The organism is Enterococcus sp. PLH-Efm8, from assembly GCF_053011625.1.
The window spans coordinates 2,658,797-2,674,742 of record NZ_CP172568.1 but is presented as its reverse complement, the minus strand read 5'-3'; the positions used below and the strand labels follow the sequence as shown (position 1 = coordinate 2,674,742).

The 15,946-nt window shown below is 37.4% G+C and carries 14 protein-coding genes and 1 pseudogene; 10 read left to right on the top strand and 5 right to left on the bottom strand.

The window, feature by feature from the left end:
- The first annotated feature begins 48 nt into the window (after nt 1–48).
- From ACIFUW_RS13140 to ACIFUW_RS13120, 5 genes are all read left to right on the top strand, one after another.
- Nucleotides 49–1,698: a MutS-related protein gene (locus ACIFUW_RS13140; RefSeq protein WP_002303701.1), complete on the top strand. Its 1,650-nt coding sequence runs from the start codon at nt 49–51 to the stop codon at nt 1,696–1,698.
- A 315-nt stretch (nt 1,699–2,013) separates the two neighbouring features.
- Nucleotides 2,014–2,949, top strand: coding sequence for an ABC transporter ATP-binding protein (locus ACIFUW_RS13135; protein ID WP_002303703.1), 936 nt, complete (start codon nt 2,014–2,016; stop codon nt 2,947–2,949).
- The gene (locus ACIFUW_RS13130; RefSeq protein ID WP_010729822.1) at nt 2,942–3,712 is read left to right on the top strand and encodes an ABC transporter permease; all 771 of its coding nucleotides are present in this window, start codon (nt 2,942–2,944) and stop codon (nt 3,710–3,712) included. Before ACIFUW_RS13135 ends, ACIFUW_RS13130 begins: the two co-directional genes overlap by 8 nt.
- Nucleotides 3,713–4,126: 414 nt before the next feature.
- The gene (locus ACIFUW_RS13125) at nt 4,127–5,110 is read left to right on the top strand and encodes a tRNA dihydrouridine synthase (protein WP_002302711.1); all 984 of its coding nucleotides are present in this window, start codon (nt 4,127–4,129) and stop codon (nt 5,108–5,110) included.
- A 320-nt stretch (nt 5,111–5,430) separates the two neighbouring features.
- Nucleotides 5,431–6,468, top strand: a complete 1,038-nt coding sequence (locus ACIFUW_RS13120; RefSeq protein WP_002302709.1) for a zinc-binding alcohol dehydrogenase family protein — start codon at nt 5,431–5,433, stop codon at nt 6,466–6,468.
- 88 nt (nt 6,469–6,556) lie between these two features.
- Here the strand turns inward: ACIFUW_RS13120 and ACIFUW_RS13115 are convergent, their stop codons facing one another.
- The 3 genes from ACIFUW_RS13115 to ACIFUW_RS13105 form a co-directional block, all read right to left on the bottom strand.
- Nucleotides 6,557–6,880, bottom strand: a complete 324-nt coding sequence (locus tag ACIFUW_RS13115; RefSeq protein ID WP_002302707.1) for an AzlD domain-containing protein — start codon at nt 6,878–6,880, stop codon at nt 6,557–6,559.
- Nucleotides 6,867–7,574: an AzlC family ABC transporter permease gene (locus tag ACIFUW_RS13110; RefSeq protein WP_002302704.1), complete on the bottom strand. Its 708-nt coding sequence runs from the start codon at nt 7,572–7,574 to the stop codon at nt 6,867–6,869. The genes ACIFUW_RS13115 and ACIFUW_RS13110 overlap by 14 nt, the downstream gene beginning before the upstream one ends.
- 298 nt (nt 7,575–7,872) lie before the next feature.
- Entirely contained in the window at nt 7,873–9,297 is a 1,425-nt protein-coding gene (locus ACIFUW_RS13105; protein WP_002302703.1) for a glycoside hydrolase family 1 protein, read from the bottom strand.
- Nucleotides 9,298–9,471: 174 nt separating this feature from the next.
- Here ACIFUW_RS13105 and ACIFUW_RS13100 point away from each other — a divergent pair, with 174 nt between their 5' ends.
- The 3 genes and pseudogenes from ACIFUW_RS13100 to ACIFUW_RS13090 all read left to right on the top strand — a co-directional run.
- Nucleotides 9,472–10,185: a GntR family transcriptional regulator gene (locus tag ACIFUW_RS13100; RefSeq protein ID WP_002302701.1), complete on the top strand. Its 714-nt coding sequence runs from the start codon at nt 9,472–9,474 to the stop codon at nt 10,183–10,185.
- A gap of 148 nt (nt 10,186–10,333) precedes the next feature.
- Nucleotides 10,334–11,665 (top strand): PTS sugar transporter subunit IIC, encoded by a 1,332-nt coding sequence (locus tag ACIFUW_RS13095; RefSeq protein WP_002302699.1) that lies wholly within the window; start codon nt 10,334–10,336, stop codon nt 11,663–11,665.
- A gap of 261 nt (nt 11,666–11,926) precedes the next feature.
- Nucleotides 11,927–12,085: pseudogene (locus ACIFUW_RS13090) on the top strand (FGGY-family carbohydrate kinase); the annotation flags it as partial.
- A 144-nt stretch (nt 12,086–12,229) separates the two neighbouring features.
- On the opposite strand, the gene ACIFUW_RS13085 reads toward ACIFUW_RS13090, so the two are convergent.
- Nucleotides 12,230–13,105 (bottom strand): SWIM zinc finger family protein, encoded by an 876-nt coding sequence (locus ACIFUW_RS13085; RefSeq protein ID WP_002302697.1) that lies wholly within the window; start codon nt 13,103–13,105, stop codon nt 12,230–12,232.
- Between the two features lie 597 nt (nt 13,106–13,702).
- Between ACIFUW_RS13085 and ACIFUW_RS13080 the strand changes: the two genes are divergently transcribed.
- Nucleotides 13,703–14,566 carry an AraC family transcriptional regulator gene (locus ACIFUW_RS13080; protein WP_002302695.1) on the top strand — a complete coding sequence of 288 codons (864 nt, stop codon included), beginning with the start codon at nt 13,703–13,705 and terminating at the stop codon, nt 14,564–14,566.
- Between the two features lie 99 nt (nt 14,567–14,665).
- On the top strand, nt 14,666–15,148 hold the full coding sequence (locus ACIFUW_RS13075; RefSeq protein WP_002295999.1) for a GyrI-like domain-containing protein: 483 nt from the start codon (nt 14,666–14,668) through the stop codon (nt 15,146–15,148).
- A 262-nt stretch (nt 15,149–15,410) separates the two neighbouring features.
- Here the strand turns inward: ACIFUW_RS13075 and ACIFUW_RS13070 are convergent, their stop codons facing one another.
- Complete coding sequence (locus tag ACIFUW_RS13070; protein ID WP_002287477.1) at nt 15,411–15,878, bottom strand: Rrf2 family transcriptional regulator; 468 nt, start codon at nt 15,876–15,878, stop codon at nt 15,411–15,413.
- Between the last annotated feature and the right edge of the window lie 68 nt (nt 15,879–15,946).

The window sequence follows — 15,946 nt, the reverse complement described above, 5'->3', positions numbered from 1 at the left end:
CGCAACAGTGCTATACTAAAGCTAACAAATAAAGGAACGGAGAGGGATATGGGTCAAAGAGAATTTATCGTTTTAATTATTATTGCAGCTGTTATTTTATTAGTTGCTTTAGACATTTTTTCACGTTTGAAATTAAAGGAAACAGTTCGTAGCAAATGGGAAAAAATTCCTTATCAACCGAGATTTGATAAAGAAGAAAGCTTGAAGGAAGCATGGCTCACGGAGAAGAAGTTCCGTTCATGGGATAGCGAAATCGATGATCTTACTTGGTATGACCTGGATATGTTCGAAGTATTCGAAGGAATCAACAGTACCTATTCTAGTGTAGGTTCAGAAGCGTTGTATCAACGTTTACGCAGCTTTGATTTTGGTGAAGATCAGCAGTTAGAAAAACTGATTGCTTTTTATCAGGAAAATCCTCAACTGAGAGAAAAAATCCAATATCAATTCGCTCGTTTAGGAAAAAAAGATCATAATTTTGCAAAACAATATCTAGCGGATGGAAAAAGTAAAAAGATTGGACGCGTAGGTTTATTTATTTTTCTTGGCTTGCTTCCGCTGGTGGGTTTGGGTTTGCTTCTTTTAGGACAAGTACTAGGAATCTATTTGGCAATCGGTGGGTTAGTATTCAATACGGTCTATTATCTAGTGAAGAAACAAACACTAGAAACAGAGCTGAATAGCATGAGTTATTTGGTTTCAACGATTTCAGCCGCCAATCAGCTAGCAAAACTGCCGACACCACTTCAAGAAGAGCTGAAACAGCAAACTAAACCATTAAGAGACATCCCTAAATTAGGTTTTTCATTTCGTATGAAGAGTGGGAGTGAAGCAGAGTTGATTTTTGAATATGTCAACATCATGTTCATGCTGCCATTTATCTCCTATCATTTCGTTCTCACTAAATTAGAAAAGCATTCAACTGAAGCCATCAAGCTGTGGGAATTGCTGGGAGAATTAGAAGTAGCCGCTGCAATATTGAATTACCGTACTTATATGCCCATCACTTGCCGACCAGAGTTTACTGAGGGCGGTGTGACAGCGAAAGATATCTATCATCCATTGTTAAAAGAAGCGGTAGTGAATCCGGTCAACTGGCAGAAGAATACATTAGTCACGGGTTCCAATGCATCAGGAAAATCTACGTATGTCAAAAGTATAGCCATCAGCTGTATTCTAGCACAGACGATCCAAACAGCGATTGCAGAACAGTTTACCCTGCAACCTGGACATGTGTTGACTTCCATGGCAATCGAAGATGATTTATTTGAAGGCGACAGTTATTTTGTTTCAGAAATCAAATCGATCAAACGTTTGTTGGACCAAGTGGCTTCCAAAGAACGCTGCTACTGCTTCGTAGATGAGATTTTAAAAGGGACAAATACGATCGAACGGATTGCTTCTTCCGCTTCAGTCGTTCGGTGGCTTGCGGAGTATCCATCTTTAGCATTTGTCGCCACACATGATATCGAATTGACAGAGATTTTAAAGAATTATTGTGAGAATGTCCACTTTGAAGAACAAGTAACAGAAGGAAAAGGAATCAGTTTTGATTTCAAATTAAAAGAAGGACCTTCAAGGACCCGAAATGCGATTGCCTTGCTGAAAGTTTTGGATTACCCAGAGACTTTAGTAGAAACCGCAAAAACGGAAGCCGCGTTATTTGATGAAAAGCGGCAGTGGCATGTATTGGGATAGGCGAAGTGATCGAAAGTATTTATTGGATCAAAAATCTTGGCTTTTGCTTCCGCCGTTTATACGTGTTTAGAGCGTGAGACAAAAGTGTTCTTTACTTTTGTCTCACGCTCCTTTTGTTGCACATATGAATAGTAATCCTTTATCTTCGATTTGTTTTTTCTGAAAAGGTTGTCTGACTTCGTCCGATTGATGTCTTTCATTAGGAGATTTTCCTGAGCCCAGCAACCTGATTTTTCGCTGGAACCAAGTTGTTTTTTCATCTGCTGTATTCCATGATACAATAAAGAATCATGTCTATAAGGAGATAGGAAATAAATGGCAAATGCGCTTGAAATAAATAATTTGAAAAAGGTTTATGGAAGTGGGGTCGAAGCATTGCGAGGAATCGATCTTTCCGTGAAAGAAGGAGATTTCTATGCGCTATTAGGACCAAATGGAGCTGGGAAGTCTACAACGATCGGAATCATTACTTCTTTAGTCAATAAAACATCTGGAAAAGTGAATGTCTTCGGTTATGATCTGGATACGGATCTAGTCCGAGCAAAGCAACAGATTGGATTAGTCCCGCAAGAGTTCAATTTCAATCCCTTTGAAACGGTCCAGCAAATCGTCGTGAATCAAGCAGGCTACTACGGTGTCTCTCGCAAAGAAGCGATGAAACGCAGCGAAAAATATTTGAAGCAGTCCAATCTTTGGGAAAAGAGAAATGTCCGTGCACGTATGCTTTCCGGGGGAATGAAGCGAAGACTGATGATTGCTAGGGCATTGATGCATGAACCACGTTTGCTGATCTTGGATGAACCAACAGCAGGAGTCGATATTGAATTGAGACGCGAGATGTGGGAGTTTCTCCGAGAATTGAACGAAAATGGTACAACGATCATTTTGACGACGCATTATTTAGAAGAAGCTGAAATGCTTTGTCGCAACATCGGGATCATCCAATCAGGTGAACTGATCGAGAATACTAGTATGAAAGAGCTTCTATCCAAACTGCAATTTGAAACATTTATCTTTGATTTAGCGCCATATGAGACCAAACCTGTGATTGAAGGATACGCTTGTACATTTGAAGATGAACAGACAATCGCTGTCGAAGTTGAACGAAATCAAGGGGTGAACGGAATCTTCGATCAGCTGACAAGACAAGGAATCAAAGTTCTTTCTATGAGGAATAAGTCGAATCGTTTAGAAGAACTGTTTTTGAAAATCACAGAAGAAAATAATCATACGGAGGAGAAAAATGTTTAATCTTTATTTTACTGCATTAAAAAGTTTAGCTATCAAGGAAACGAACCGCTATTTGCGTATCTGGGTCCAAACACTGGTTCCGCCTGTGATCACGACATCCTTGTACTTTGTTATTTTCGGAAAAATGATCGGTGGTCGGATCGGTGACATGGGTGGTTTTTCATATATGGAATTCATCGTGCCTGGTTTGATTATGATGTCTGCTATCACTAGTTCGTATGCCAACGTTTCTTCGTCCTTCTTCTCTCAAAAATTCCAGAAAAACATCGAAGAAATCTTGGTAGCGCCTGTTCCTACGCATGTGATCATTTGGGGCTTTGTGATTGGCGGAGTGGGTCGCAGTATTCTCGTCGGCTCTCTCGTAACGATCATTTCCTTGTTCTTTGTACCACTTCATGTGTATTCATGGTTCATGGTCATCATTACATTATTGATGACGGCAATCTTGTTTTCGTTAGCAGGACTGCTCAACGGGATTTTTGCTCAGTCTTATGACGATGTATCGATCGTGCCTACATTTGTCTTGCAGCCGTTAACTTATCTAGGTGGCGTTTTCTATGCCATCTCTATGTTGCCGCCATTTTGGCAAGCTGTTTCGAAAGTCAATCCGATCGTTTATATGATCTTCGGTTTCCGTTACGGATTCCTTGGAACAATCGATGTGCCAGTAGCAACATCGATGATCGTACTTGTGCTATTCATCGTTGTTTTGTACGCCGTTACTTGGTATTTGATCAATAAAGGAAGAGGATTGAGAAGTTAGAAAAGAGGTTGTGAAATCAGCGTTTTGACCTGAGTATTAGAGAAACAAACGGGAAAATAGTTCCTCATATTTTGTCGTTTGTTGAGCTAATACCGAGGGTCAGCTGATTGAACACCGTTTAGTGGAGAGGTTGTGAAAAAGCTGTTCTGCATCAAGTAATAAGAACAGCCAAACAAAAATAGCTCCTCCTATTTTTCGTTTGGTTGGACTTATTACCGCAGATGCAAGCTTTTGAACACCATTTATTCCGGAAAAGGAATTGTGATAAGATTTTTGTCACAGTCTTTTTTTGCTCAATCAGAAACATCTTTTAAGCTGTTCACTTTGCTTCTTTTTTTGTTTCCTAGTATAATGACAATGTTTTTGAGAAAGATTGCGACTTCACTGCTTGATAGAATGGAGAGTAACAAATAAATGACTACTAATTTTTGGAAAGAGCTGCCAAAGCCTTTTTTTGTTTTAGCACCAATGGAAGATGTAACAGATGTTGTATTTCGCCATGTCGTAAAGCATGCAGCAGCACCGGATGTCTTCTTTACTGAGTTTACAAACTCAGACAGTTTCTGTCATCCAGATGGAAAAGACAGTGTACGAGGAAGATTGACCTTTACAGAAGATGAACAGCCGATGGTTGCCCATATTTGGGGAGACAAGCCAGAATTTTTTAGAGAAATGAGCATTGCTATGGCAGAAATGGGCTTCCAAGGAATCGATATCAACATGGGCTGCCCAGTCCCTAATGTAGCAGAACGTGGAAAAGGCAGTGGCTTGATCCTTCGCCCAGAAGTAGCGGCACAATTGATTGAAGCGGCTAAAGCTGGCGGTTTGCCTGTCAGCGTCAAGACGCGTATCGGCTATACGGAAATGTCTGAGATGGAAGAATGGATCAGTCACCTACTTCATCAAGATATAGCCAATCTTTCTGTCCATTTGCGTACGCGTAAAGAGATGAGTAAAGTAGATGCACATTGGGAAGTCATCCCTAAAATCATTGCTTTACGTGACCAAATCGCTCCGCAAACACTGATCACGATCAACGGAGATATCCCAGATCGCCAGACAGGAGAAGAATTGGCCGAAAAATATGGCGTAGATGGCATCATGATTGGCCGGGGGATTTTCAAGAATCCTTATGCATTTGAAAAAGAACCGAGGGAACATACAGAAAAAGAACTGATCGGACTACTTCGTCTGCAACTAGATCTGCAAGATCATTATTCAGAAATCATCCCGCGTTCCATCACAGGACTACATCGTTTCTTTAAAATCTATATCAAAGGATTTCCAGGAGCAAATGACTTGCGAGTTCAGTTGATGAATACGAAATCTACTGATGAAGTACGAGAGATCTTAGACACCTTTGAAAAAGAACATCCAACGCTTTTCAGTGAACAATGATTTCTTGCTTGAACACCGTGAATTAGAGGTCGTGAAAAAGCTGTCCTGCATCAAGTAATAAGAACAGCCAAACAAAAATAGCTCCTCATATTTTGTCGTTTTTTGAGCGAATACCGAGGGTCAGTTGATTGAACACCGTTTAAAAGAGGTTGTGACAAAAGTCTTGTCGCAACCTCTTTTTTAACCAAAAAAGTGCAAATAGTTTACTTTAAGTAAGAGAATAATTATGATGAATAAAAGTGGAACAAATAGCATACTATATATATTGAAATGAAAACTGTATGGATGCTCCAACTTGATGAAGCTAAGGAGGAATTCGTATGTCAGAAAAGGAATTAATGAAGGTAGTCGGTTTTTATGAAGGGTTGTCGATCGATGATCCAAAAAGCTTTATTGATGAAAAAGAACAGATACCTGTACCCAGTTCACGGGATCTTCTGGTAAAAGTCAACGCAGTATCTGTTAATCCTGTCGATACGAAACTTCGCCAAGATAACGGGATAAGAAATGCTTTACGTATCTTAGGGTTTGATGGAGTCGGGAAAGTTGTTGCTGTAGGTGATGAAGTGCAAAAATTTTCTGTCGGCGATCGCGTTTTTTACGCAGGTACAACGACAAGAGCAGGAAGCAATCAAGAATACCAACTGGTTGACGAACGTATTGTCGCTCTTGCACCAAAAAATCTTTCAGATGAAGAAGCCGCAGCCTTGCCGTTGACCTCATTGACCGCTTATGAATTGTTATTTGAAAAATTTGGTCTGACTCCAGAAGAAAATGCCAACCGCGGGAAAAAAATCTTAGTGATCAACGGAGCTGGGGGCGTCGGTTCGATTTTGAATCAACTAGCGCATTGGGCTGGCCTAGAAGTCTACGCGACTGCAAGTCCGAAGAATTTTGAATGGCTGAAAAAAACAGGTGTAGACTATCCAATCGATTATCATCACGACTTAAGTAAAAGTTTTCGTGAATTAGGAATCGATCAAGTAGAGTATGTCGCTGTATTATTCGATATTACCCGCTACTTTGATCAAATCAAACACCTTGTCCGACCATTTGGACATGTGGGAACGATCGTAGGGATCAAAGAGCCGTTAGATATAGGTGTTTGGAAAAACCAATCTATCAGCTTCGACTGGGAGTATATGTTCGCTAAAACAGACTATAACTATGAAATCGAAACGCAAGGAGAAGCTTTAGCGCACATTGCTGCTTTAGCAAATGAAGGGATTATCCGCAGTACATTGAGCAAGGTCTATTCAGATGGGATGAATGCGAAGAACTTGAAACAAGCAACCAAAGACGTAGAAACAGGACATATATTAGGAAAAGTCGTTGTTAGTGGTCCGTTCAACGGATAAGCAAGAATACGCCGATTTTTTTCTTATTTGACTTTGATAAAAACAAGAGCGCATGACAGTAATTTGCCATAAGCTCTTGTTTTTTTATTTATAATAAGCGAATCAACGAAAGGGAAAGAATTCCTACCAAGACGATCACCAATAAGCTTTTTGAAAGAATAGCAGCTAAAAGTGTAGGAACTGAAGCCAAAGCATTTTCGAGATTGATCTGCGGCAGATGTCCGATATTTTGGGTAAATAGACTGCTGAACCATAAAGCAGACATAATGACGATCGGGACAAAACTTAAATACTCAAGCAACGGTTGCGGCAAATCGAATTTTTTCAGTAAGACAAATGGTAGGATCCTAGAAAGCCAAGTTGCTAAAGTACAACCTAAAATAGTCAGCAATGTAAACTCAAAAGAAGGCATGTTTGATCCACACCCCCAATCCGCACCCAATCAGTGTTACAACTAAAATCACTAAGTTACTTGGGATAAAAATCAGTCCGACATATACCAGAATCAAAGTGAGACCAATCAGGATCAACTGTAATCGTTTAGAGGTGTTTCTATCAGAAATGACTTGAAGATAAAGTAACCCGATAAACATAGCGACGATGGCGAAATCCAAACCAAACTTTTTCGGATCAGTAATAAAATTCCCTAAAAGTGCGCCAACAAGAGAAGAACCCACCCACGTCAAATAAGAAATCCAATTAGCTGTATTCATCCAACGAAAGTTTAACTTTTGTCCAGTATAGTTCAATTTATTCATTCCCAGTGCGAAACTTTCATCTGTCAGCAATGTGCCAATCAGCAGATTTTGAAGCAGCCGATTTTTCTTGAAATAAGGAGCAATCGTCATACTCATCAGAATCATTCGGGAATTGACTAGAAAGGTCGAGAGAACGATGGAGAGCAGTGGACTATGGCTAGCAAGCATGCTGACCGTGATAAATTGGGCAGAACCAGCATAGATCAGCAGGGACATCAACGTGACGACCAGCGGATGAAACCCGGCAGCTTTCCCAACGATACCAAATGCAAGTCCAATACCGATATAACCAAAAACGGTAGGTAACGTGTCTTTGATCGCAGTTTTTATATCTAACTTTTCATCCAATAACAAAACTCCTTTAGCACGACATAAATTTTCATAATTGTCGTCAAACTTGTGAATATTCTAAATTTTTAATGAAGACTTGTCAACTTCAATTTTAAACAAATAAAAAAGACTGGACGTAGTTTAAAAAAATCTTCTCAAGTTAGATTTCCAGACCTAACTTCTGAGGATCACTACATTTGTCACAGTCTCTTATACTGACAAGTATAAATGAAGTATGAAGAAAAAGTATTTGTTATTGGTATTTCTCATTATTCTTGTTTTCTAATGTGTTCACTTCAAGTGGAATTTTAGAATATTATTCAACTAACAAGTCTACATCGTATCTAAATCCATTTGTATCACTTAATTGCTTGTAAAATTCGCCACTTTTTTTAATTGTTCTTTTTTGAGTAGTAAGGTCGAGTGAAACCAGCCCATATCGGTTTTTATAGGCGTTGATCCATGACCAGCAATCAATAAATGTCCAAAGATGATACCCCTTAATGTTACATCCTTCATTTATTGCCTTCCATAAGTAAGCAAGATGATCTTTGATATACTCAATCCGATAATCATCAATTATTTGCCCTGTATCATCCATGAAACGTTCTTCATCCGCAACGCCCATTCCGTTCTCCGAGATAAATGCTTCGATGTTTCCATAATGGTTCTTGATATCCATGCACAAATCATAAATTCCTTTTTCGTAAATTTCCCATCCCCGGTATTCGTTCATTCGTCGTCCAGGCATGATATGTGGTTCGAAAAACCACTCTGGTAAAAATGGACTAGATGTATCCACCATAGAAGAACGAGATTTGACGCGACGTGGCTCGTAATAGTTTAGTCCAAGAATTTGAGCGGTATTTTCGTAGATACATACAAGATCTTCTTTCGTATAATCTTCAGGAAGCTGATTATATTCTTGTAATAACAGGATAAGCTTTTTAGAAAAATTCCCTTTAACCATAGGATCTAAAAAGCTCCGCGTATAAAATAAATCAGCGATTTCTGCTGCTTTCACATCAGCAGGATTTTGACTACGAGGAAAAGTAGGACTCAAATTTAGAATAACGCCTATTTTACTAGGAAGAGCTAGTTCTTTAAATACTTGTATTGCTTTTGCGTGTGCAAGTATAGTGAAGAATGCTGCTTGCGCTCCGCGTTTAAAGTCAATGAGGTTTGGATAATGAAAATCTTCAAGATAAGTACCTAAAATAGGCCCAAGTGGTTCATTGAAGGTAAACCAATGACAAACTAAGTCACCAAATTCTTTAAAACAAGTTTCAGCGTAATGAACATAAGCATCAACTACTTCACGTGATTCCCATCCTCCTTTATCTTGAAGAGTAGCAGGCATGTCAAAATGATATAAGTTGGCAAATACTTTGATTCCGTTATTATTCATTTCGGAAAATAATTTTCGATAGAAAGAAATGGCTTTGGGATTTACTTTTCCGGTACCGCCATTTGGAAACATTCGTGCCCAAGAAATAGAAACGCGAAAGGAGTTATGCCCAGTTTTTTTCATTAGTTCTATATCTTCTTTATATTGATGGATGTGATCGGTTGTAATAGAGGAATCGATTCGTTGATAAAACCGGTAAGGTTGTTCTTTAAACCAGCGATCCCAGATAGTCTCTGCTTTTCCTGTTTCTCCTTTTCCTTCTGCTTGCTCAGCTGACCAAGCGGAACCCCACCAAAAATCATCTGGAAAAGTTAGCTTTTTCATAGTTGTCATAATTTTTTTACCTCCTGTTTCCACTTAATGATAACACCGCTTACAACTTAAAGTAAATAGTTTTGTTTAAATATATATATCTTTTTTATTGTGTGTATAATTTTGATGTGGATTTTATCGGTTTATTTATGTTAAAGTATAGATGAAGATATGTTTTTGATTGGAGGGTCACCATTGAAAAAAATTGCGAAGTATATGGAAATTTACTTAGATATAAAGAAAAAAATTGTAAATGGAGAGTATAAAATTGGTGAGAAACTTCCTACAGGAGATGAATTGGCAGTTATTTATCATACAAGCAAGTTAACAGTAAAGAAAGGCGTAGACTTACTTGTTTCCGAAGGAGTTTTGCGAAGTAGAAGTGGGTATGGGACTGAAGTCGTCAGAACACCAATTGATAACTCACGAGTTCTTGGTCCAAACGAAGGTTTGTTTAGCGTGGTTGGTGAAGAACACGTAGATTCAGAAATCCATACTTTCTCAATTGAACTTCCATCGAAAAAAGTAGCTGATAAATTAAGTATCAGTGTAAAAGACTATGTATATAATATTGTACGAAGCCGTTTTATTGATTGTCAACCATACTCGATTGAGCAAACATTCATGCCATTAGCAGTCATACCAGGCTTGGAACCAAAACATTTAAAGAAATCTGTATATGCTTATATCACAAATGAACTGGGTCTGGAAATAAAGACTTCGCACATACGTATCAAAGGAGATACTGCGAATGAATTTGACGCAAAAATATTAAAAATAGATCCAGGTGAATTTATGATTGAGATAGACAAAGTTGTTGCTCTATCGTCTGGTAAACCTTTCGAGTATTCGGTATCGAGACATTTATATCAAGACTTTGTTTTTGAAGCTGTTTTTGTTGAAAAATAAGCTCGGGAAAATTATTTTTTCAGAGCTTATTTTTTTATACTAAAAAAGATATATATATTTAATTAAAAGTATTTACTTTTTTTGATAAGTGATGTATTATTTGGGTGGAAAAAGTAATCGATTACAATAAGCATAAAGGAGAAAAAATATGGGCAAAAGTAGCAGGAAGGACATTGTATTTGAAAAATTTGGTATAGTTGCGACTAAGTTGGGGAATCAGATCCATTTAAGAACTTTGCGAGATGCGTTTGCTACATTTATGCCATTTATGATGTTAGCAGGATTTGTGACACTTATTAATTCAGTGATCTTAGAACCAACAGGATTCATGGGGGAAATTGTCGATACTAGTACATTGACCACGTTACAACAAATTGGTACTTCAATTGCCAATGGTACATTAAGCATAACTACATTATTAGTTGTAGCAGCAGTATCTTATCATATGTGTGCAAGCAGAAATTATACAAATCATATTGCAGCGGTATTAGTTGCTATTTCGACATTTGTTGTATTAACACCTATGCAGATGATGTTTACTCCTGAAAATGCGGATAAAGCTGTTGAAGTGACGGGTGTGATACCTATATCCTATACAGGAGCTTCAGGAATGTTTGTAGGTATATTTGTTGGATTAGCGGCTACAGAATTATTTATTAAACTTTCTAATAATAAGAAACTACAGATTCAGCTATCCGGAAATATTCCTCCCGCTGTTTTAAAGTCTTTTAATGTATTAATCCCAATCATTATTACGATTACCTCGTTTGCTTTATTGTCATTTATAATCATTCAATTGTTTAATATGGATATAAATAAGCTAATTACCACGATAGTTACAGAGCCATTAAGTAAAATTACAACTGGTTTACCAGGATTTTTGTTAATTACATCTATTGCTAATCTATTTTTTGGATTTGGTATCCATCAAGCAGTAATATCAGGTTCATTGTTAGATCCGTTTTTGATTCAGAATATGCAAGAAAATATGGCAGCTTATGCAAACAAAGAGCAAATTCCACATATTATCAATATGGCCTTTAAAGATACCTTTGCGGTAATGGGTGGATCGGGAAATACGATTGCTTTATTGATTGCAATATTTATCTTCAGTCGTAGAAAAGATTATAAGGACTTTGCTAAATTATCGGTAACTCCCGCTATATTCAATATAAGCGAACCTATTATTTTTGGATTGCCTATTGTATTTAATATCAGTCTGATTATTCCCTTTGTGCTTGCACCGATTTTTTCTTTGACAGTAGCATATTTTGCAACTGCTGTGGGATTAATTAATCATGTAGTAGTGCAAATTCCTTGGACTACGCCACCAGTTATATCGGGATTTTTAGCAACAGCCGGAGACTGGCGAGCAGCTGTTTTACAAATATTAATTATAGCCGCAAGTGTGTTTATATATTTACCGTTTTTACGAATTGACGAACACGTGACAACTAAATTAAGTGAAAATGAAACATAATTTACTATGAGATAACAAAAATTAACACAAGAAGTCGTTGGAATATAAATAGCCAGTAATTTCAATAAGGATCATATTTTTTGATAAGTACGAACATGTAGAAAAACAAACATTTTTTGGTAAGGATAATCATTATTTTTCACAAGACAAACCTATCTGTGTATATACGTCTATTTAGTATATGCAAAGATAGGTTTTTGGTGGTGAAAAATAAAGACTGTTAATATTATTAATCGTTATTTTAATATTTATCTTTAAAGATTAGAGTGGTTCGACACACCTGAAAGTTGTTGTCAGAATTTTATCCAATATACAGATGCAGTGGAACCTCTCTTACAAAATGTAGAAAAGTATCATAAAATCTATCAACAATGCCGGAAAATCTACCCAGCAACGAAGGAAATTTGTCATGACTTATAAAACAAAACGCGTACCTAATAGTCAAATGACTAATATTGGGTACGCGTTAAGTCTTCTTTACTTCATCCTTTGCATGATTCGTGTTTTTAAAGCAAGGTCTGCTGTATTTCTTGTGGATTTAGGATGGTTGTTATCGTTTACTTGCTATTTTTCATTGAAATCGTCTTTCTTTACCGTTTCTTTAGTTTTTTTATCTATTTTTTTCTTTTGGTTAGAAAATTCTTTTTCCCGAAAGTCTTCTTTCAGGATTTTTATGGAGTAGCGTTTTGAATAAGAGGCGTCAGTATGATCGACTTGGCAGACGAACCAAGAGAACATTTGCCTTTTTTCTGCATGAGGTGCTTCTGCTAATAATTCTTTCCATAAATAATAACAGTCCTCTATCAGAAGAAGGGTTCGTTCATCCTCAGGCTCCCAATAGAATGTTTCGAGAGTAGCAATCACTTCATTGATCAATTCGAATGCGGGAAGATAGGCATTTTGCTGAATGAGCGATTCAACTGCTTCTTGGATGAACTTTCGCATCTCCATGATGAACTTCGCTGTTTTCCTGTTTTTGTTTTTCTTGATAATATGATCGTATTTATGGATGATAGTTGTTAATTTATCTGAATAATTTATTGCATGAAATGGCATCTTAACTTTGAAGCGTTCGATAAATTGCGGATGTTCTATAAGAATCTCTGTTAAAAGCTCCCGTACAAGAGAGGAACTAGCGGAGGAAACAAGGGACGAGAGTTCGGAAAGTGAGTAGTTGGATTTTTTTATTGGACGTTCTTCGTAAGCGAATAAGACAGCAGCCATGTGTTTGCATTTTTTTCCTTCTATGGCATATAGACAATCACAAGTCATGTTGGTCTTTTCATCCCAAGTGATCACTACCTTATAATCTTCCGTGCCAGAAACTGTTGCGGACAAGTACTTGCTTGTATAGTTCAAATGACGGACAAAACCGTGCAGATGATAGCTGTAACCGCGTTCCAAAACGTTTTCAGGAAAATACTCAAGCCAATTATTCATCTAGTTCTCCTTTCATGAAACACTTATTTATATTTAGTATAAAGAAACGTTTAAGAAAAAAGTAGCTGATTTTACATATTTGATAATCACTTTTGCTCGAATTGTCAAAAATTCATTCTCCTTTTCTTTTCTTAGAGAATGTGAGAAAAAGTAAAAGAATAGCGTGTTTTAAAGATGGAACTTTTTTTGTTTTTTATTTATCTGACAAAAATGAAGTGATTTTGTTAGAAATAAATAATTGTTCCAATTGATAAAAGAGGTATGATGTATCGCAAAGAAAAATCCAAGCAGCGTTCTGATCAGCAGTTTGAACAACAATTTGCTTTGTACAGTAGGTAGTAAGCGGATTAACTAAGGGAATAAAAGATATTTTTACCGCTTTGTTTACTTAGAATGTGTCTTCCCCAAAATTTATTTTTCTAAAGGTAAAACATAGATAGGCAGATAATACCAATTATCCGTTACGAAACGCTGCTTGAGAATTTTCTTTAGATCCATACAACATTTTCTACATCTGACTAAATTGGTTCCTGATTCATCAAGTAATTGACTTTCTTTGATAATATGATAAAAAGGCAAGCAAGGAGGAAGATAAATATGCTTAAAGATCTGAACCAATTGATCGATTACATCGAAGAACATTTGACAGAAGGACTTTCCTATAAAATAATAGCCGAAAATACAGGAATCTCTGAATATCAATTAAAACGCATCTTTACGTTTATTGCAGGGATGTCGCTAATGGACTATATCAAAAACCGTAGATTGGCTTTGGCTAATCGCGATCTCCTAGATGGATCAAGAGTGACAGAAACGGCGTTTAGATATGGATATGAAACAGTCGAAGGTTTTTCAAGAGCTTTTCGTGATTGGTCAGGATATCTGCCTTCAGAAATCAGCAGATACGGCATACAAAAATCTTTTCCACGCTTGACATTTTTTATTGATGTCAGAGGAGGAAAATCGATGGAATTTCGTATCGAAAAGAAAGAACAGTTTTATGTGGCAGGTGTGGCGAAAAAAGTTCCTGTCAAATTTGAAGGAGTCAATCAAGAAATACAAAAGTTAGCGCAGACGATCACGGAGACTCAAAGGGAAGAGATGCATAAGTTAGGAGATTTATATCCAAATCAAGTAATCAACGTTTCTTATGGATTTGATGGAGCCCGCTTGGAAGAAAAGGGCAGTTTGATGCACATGATTGGCTTTGCTACGACAAAAGAAAATCCGTACGCTGATTTAGAAATGCTTGCTATAGAAGAACACACTTGGGCCATTTTTCCTAATAAAGGGCCATTTCCCCAAACTTTACAAGATACTTGGGGGAAAATCTATGCAGAATGGCTTCCTTCTTCAGATTATGAGTTAGTCGAAGCTCCCGAGATCTCTTTTACAAAATGGGGAGAGGATTTCAGTAATGTTTACAGTGAGATTTGGATTGCAGTGAAAGCAAAAAAATAGTTAAAAAATAAAAATATCCCTAGAAAAAAGAGCGTAATCGTGTCATTTCCCTTTAATTTTATGTAAGATGAACTTAATATAATAGAAAGGGTGGGAGAAATGGCAAAGTATAGGATCGAAGAAAAACCAGATTTTACGGTGACGGGTATTGGTGTGGAATTGAAGAGTAGCAATACGGATTTTGTCGGTTTGGCTGCAGAGAAACAAGCATTTGAGCAAAAAGTTATCGGTAATGGAACAATAGATGCATTGAAACAAGCTGCTGAAAATCATTATTTCTTTACAGTCAACGAACCCTATAACGGGAAAATGATGTACTATGTCGGTGTTCAAACGAGTCAGGATGTTCCAAACACTACCCGAATCATCCCATTCCCAAAAGGAACGTATCTTGTTGTAATCGCTTTAGCAGAATCGCCTGAAGAATTAAGAAATGATTTGACGAATACGGCCTTTGGGCATGTTTTAAGAGAAGTAGAAGATTACGCCTATGTTGGGGGTCCAAATGCTGTAGTCGAAATGGGAGTTACCAACGGGAAATATATGGGAGAAATCTGGATACCGGTAGTCAATAAACCATGATAATATAGAGGTCGTGAAAGTAGCGCTTTGACCTGAGCATTAGAGAGGAAAAATGGGAAATAGCTTTCCATATTTTGCATTTTTCAGAACTAATGCCGAGGGTCAGCTACTTGAACACCGTTTATCAAGACGTCATGACTTCAGCGCTTTGACCTGAGCATTAGAGAGGAAAAAGGGGCATGACAAGGCTTTTGTCCCCCGGAGAATAAAAGAATTTATGTAGACGATTCCGATCAGAAAAATGCAGGCACAGTAGAGAGAATTATAAAAATCTCTCTACGAGGCCTGTGTTTTCTGGTCTTTTTTCTTTTTCCAAAACGGCTATTTTATGTATCAGACTATCAAGTGTGATCTTAGCCATTTCTTCTTCTGCCTTTTTCTGCAGCCGAGCGTAGCTTTCTTCTAAAGCTTCTTGGATATTCGCACCAACGACGCAATTTGGATTTGTTTTTGGATCGACTTGGATAAGCTGTGTATTACCTTCGATGCTGCGATAGACATCTAGTAAAGAAATCTGATCTGGACTTTTGGCAAGGGAAGGCTGCGGTTTTCCGGTTTTTGTAAAGATCAAACCGGATTTTTTGAGCTGACTCATGATTTTACGTACATTTGCTGCATTTGTTTCGATACTACTGGCAATCATCTCACTAGAAAGTGATCGGGTATCTTGAAACATTTCAATATAGGCAAGTACATGGATTGCATCACTAAATTGCAGAGAATACTTCATCAGTTGTCATCCTTTCATTTTTTTTGCTTGACTTATCTTACCACACTCTTTATGATAAAGGTGTAATT